This is a genomic window from Synechococcus sp. R6-7, assembly GCF_047461695.1.
Lineage (GTDB): Bacteria > Cyanobacteriota > Cyanobacteriia > Thermostichales > Thermostichaceae > Thermostichus.
Map to the genome: position 1 here is coordinate 1 of NZ_JANSHS010000400.1, position 3407 is coordinate 3407.

Consider the following 3407-nt stretch of genomic DNA (forward strand, 5'->3'; position numbering starts at 1 on the left):
CAATTCTGAGGAAGGCTAAAGTAAAGATCCCGGCTCAGCTTGTTCCGGGTTCCCCAATCCCCAGAGAGAGGCCTCCTCTGTTTCCGGCTGAGCCTTTCTTTTCCTAGGATCCCTTGTCTCAATGGTTATCAGCCCCCACTCATCGGTTTCACCCGTTGCATCCCCGTCGCGGCCCCGCATTGTGGCGGCCCTTTCTGGGGGTGTGGATAGCTCTACGGTGGCGGCCTTGCTGCAGGAACAGGGCTACGCCGTGGAGGGGGTCACCCTCTGGCTCATGAGGGGGAAGGGCCAGTGCTGCACCGAAGGCTTGGTGGATGCGGCAGCTGTTTGTGAGCAGCTGGGGATCCCGCACCATGTGGTGGATAGCCGCGAGCTGTTCCAGGCCAACATTGTCGATTACCTGGTAGCCGGCTACGCGGAGGGCATTACTCCCCTGCCCTGCTCCCAATGCAACAAGCTGGTGAAATTCGGCCCGTTGCTGGCCTATGCCCGCGAAAAGCTGGGCATCTCGCAGATGGCCACCGGCCACTACGCACGGGTGCGCTTTAACGCCGGGCTAGGACGTTACCAACTCCTGCGGGCGGTAGATCGGCAGAAGGATCAGTCCTATTTTCTCTACGACCTCAGCCAAGAGCACCTAGCCCATAGCCTCTTCCCCTTGGGCGAGTACACCAAGGCCCAAACCCGCCAGTTGGCCGCCCGCTATGGGCTGGTTACAGCCGATAAGCCCGAAAGCCAGGATCTCTGCTTGATTGAAACCTATGGCTCGATGCGGAGCTTTTTGGATCAGTACCTTGGGCAAAGGCCAGGGGAAATCGTCGATACCCAGGGGCGAGTGCTGGGATCCCATGAGGGCATCCACCACTACACGGTGGGCCAGCGCAAGGGGTTGGGGATTGCCTCTTCCCGTCCGCTTTACGTGGTGCGCATCGATGCGGCCATGAACCGCGTTGTCGTGGGGGAACGGGAGGAGGCTACCCAGGCTGAAGCGTGGGTAAGCCAAGTCAACTGGGTCTCTATCCCGGCGCCGACGGCATCCTTGGCTGTTGAGGTTCAGGTGCGCTACCGTACCCCCCCAGTGCCCGCCATGGTGATCCCGGAATCGCCAGAGCGGGTAAAGCTGCAGTTTGCCGAGCCGCAGTTTGGGGTCACTCCTGGCCAAGCCGCCGTCTGGTACCACGGGGATCTCCTGCTGGGGGGAGGGATCCTGGAGCGCCCTTCTCCCTAGGCCAACTGCAACTTCCCTCTCGCCAGGGGGGAAGGATTGGGGGTGAGGGCAAGCCAAACTACGCTGCTTGCGCTTGCAGCTGCTGCAGGGATCGGAACAGGAGCACTGTATAGATATCGAGGATAGGCGCAACTGCCGTGGCGGCAGCATTCCCAACCACAGCCGCACCTAGGGTATCTCCCAGGATCCCCCCAACAGAAAACGAAATCAGGATCGCGATGCCGAAGATCAAACCCACGGCCAGAAATGCCCAAAACACCCCCCACCAACGGCCCCTGACGAGGTTCCAACTGTAGCCCAACCCTTCCGTGGCACCTTTGTCTTCCAGGACAATCGCGCAGGGCGTGAAAGCCAGCCTTATCCCCCAGTAGATGCCGGGAAGTACAAGCAGCAGCATCCCCAGCGAGACAATCAGCACCAGCAGGATGTTGCCGAATACCAGAGGCACTGCCCTAGAGACAGCCCGATCCAGGCTGTTGCCCAGCGGGGGAGTTCGCTGCTTCAAGTGCTGATCCACCAGCCAAAAGGCTGCCCCTGCTAGGATAGGCAGGCCGATCAGGCCATAGGCCAAGTTGAGGATCCCACCGGCAAGCGGGATTAGCTCTGCGACAATGGAAACAATAAAGCCAGGAGAGGCCAGGATCAGCAGCGGCCCATAGATGGGGCCCGCCATCTCGAATGACCGCTGCAGGAGCGGGATGGGGCTGAGGGTAGCGTTTTGCATGACAGAGGGATCCTCGTGGGCAACCAAGTCCACCCCCTTCATACCACGGGATCCCAGCTTTGTTGCTGGGAATAGGCTTAAGAAAGTCTGTATTGCTTTGTACAGATTTACGCCGATTTTTGGAGAATCCACGCCGCTGCCTGTTCGCCGCTGCGCAGGGATCCCTCGATGCTGCTCTGGTGAGTGTACTCTCCAGCCCAGAGAAGGCCCGGCAGGCCGCTAAAGGTGGGAACCAGATGCTGCTGAAAGCCGGGGGGTTGTACAAACTGGGCAAAAGGGATCCGGTACACCCGCAGCAGGCGCAGTTGCTCCAAGGGGGCTTTATCGCTACGCGACGCTGCCGCGACGGGGAAGTAAGTTTGCAGCTCGGCCCGGCAGGCTTGGGCCAGTTCCTCGTCCCTCAAGGGGGGATCCCCTAGCACCACCACCGAATACAGGTGTTGGCCAGGAGGAGCCAGCGCCGGGCTGATGCGGGTAAGTTGGACCCAATGGTTGATCCAGCCCTGGCCGGTGGCGTTGAGGTACAAGTAGGCGCCGCGGCTGAGGGAAAAGGGGGCGCAGAAGTAGAGACAGGTCACCGCTCGCCCCTGGGTGGGAATGGGGGTGGGGGCCTGAGGGCACAGCTCCGCCTGCCAGGCCCGTACCTGAGGGGCATCAGTAGCACAAACTACCCACTCGGCAGGGATCTCTTCACCCTTGGCGGTGCGGATCCCGCGCACTTTCCCGTCTTCTGCCAGGATGCGCTCCACCGGGGTTTGGTAGCGAATCTGTTCGGGGGACAGGTGACCGGCCAGTTGTCGGGCCAGTTCTCCCATGCCCAAGGCCGGGGTGACGATGGAGCCCTCGGCCATCATCTTGAAATAAAAGGCAAAGAGGCGGGCGCTACTGCCCAGATCCGGATCTAGAAGGATCCCGCGGAAAAAGGGGTAGAAAAAGTGCTGGCAGATCTGTTGGGAAAAGCCGTACTGCTCCAGAAACTCCCGCAACGAGCAATCGGATCCCCCTAGCCCTTCTTGAAAAACCTGCTCCGGGCTGCGGCGCGCCAGCTCGGATCGCAATTGCAGCACCTTGAGCTTGTCCCCAAAGCTGGCCAAGGGGTTGAGCAAAGAGGGGAGAAGGCTGGACAGATCCCGTAGGGGATCCCCCAACAGCCAGCAGCGACCGGGTTGAGCCAAAATAGCGCCGGGCCGGTAGGGACGGGGATCGAGCTTGCCCAGATCCAAATGCTGTCGCACTTTGGGATAGGCGGTGAACAGCACCTGAAAACCGCGATCCAGGCGAAAGCCATCCACCTTGTCGGTACGCACCCGCCCCCCAGGGCCGTCGCTTTTTTCCAGAACCAGGACATCCCTCCACCCCGCCTGGCTCAGCACTTTGGCGCAAGCCAAGCCGGCCAGCCCCGCCCCAATGATGACAACTTTGCCCATGCTGATACATTTACGCTGAACACTGCTG

Annotated in this window: 3 protein-coding genes; 1 reads left to right on the forward strand and 2 read right to left on the reverse strand. The window is 60.8% G+C overall.

Annotation, left to right across the window (positions count from 1 at the left end; all coding sequences use genetic code 11):
- The first annotated feature begins 121 nt into the window (after positions 1-121).
- Entirely contained in the window at positions 122-1228 is a 1107-nt protein-coding gene (gene mnmA, locus NW815_RS11530; protein WP_414416032.1) for a tRNA 2-thiouridine(34) synthase MnmA, read from the forward strand.
- 58 nt (positions 1229-1286) lie between these two features.
- Here the strand turns inward: mnmA and NW815_RS11535 are convergent, their stop codons facing one another.
- Together NW815_RS11535 and NW815_RS11540 are read right to left on the reverse strand one after the other, a co-directional pair.
- A complete protein-coding gene (locus NW815_RS11535; protein ID WP_414416033.1) occupies positions 1287-1994 on the reverse strand; it encodes a glycerophosphoryl diester phosphodiesterase membrane domain-containing protein in 708 nt (235 codons plus the stop codon).
- 65 nt (positions 1995-2059) lie between these two features.
- The coding region (locus NW815_RS11540) for an NAD(P)/FAD-dependent oxidoreductase (RefSeq protein ID WP_414416034.1) at positions 2060-3407 on the reverse strand (1348 nt) is incomplete at its 5' end.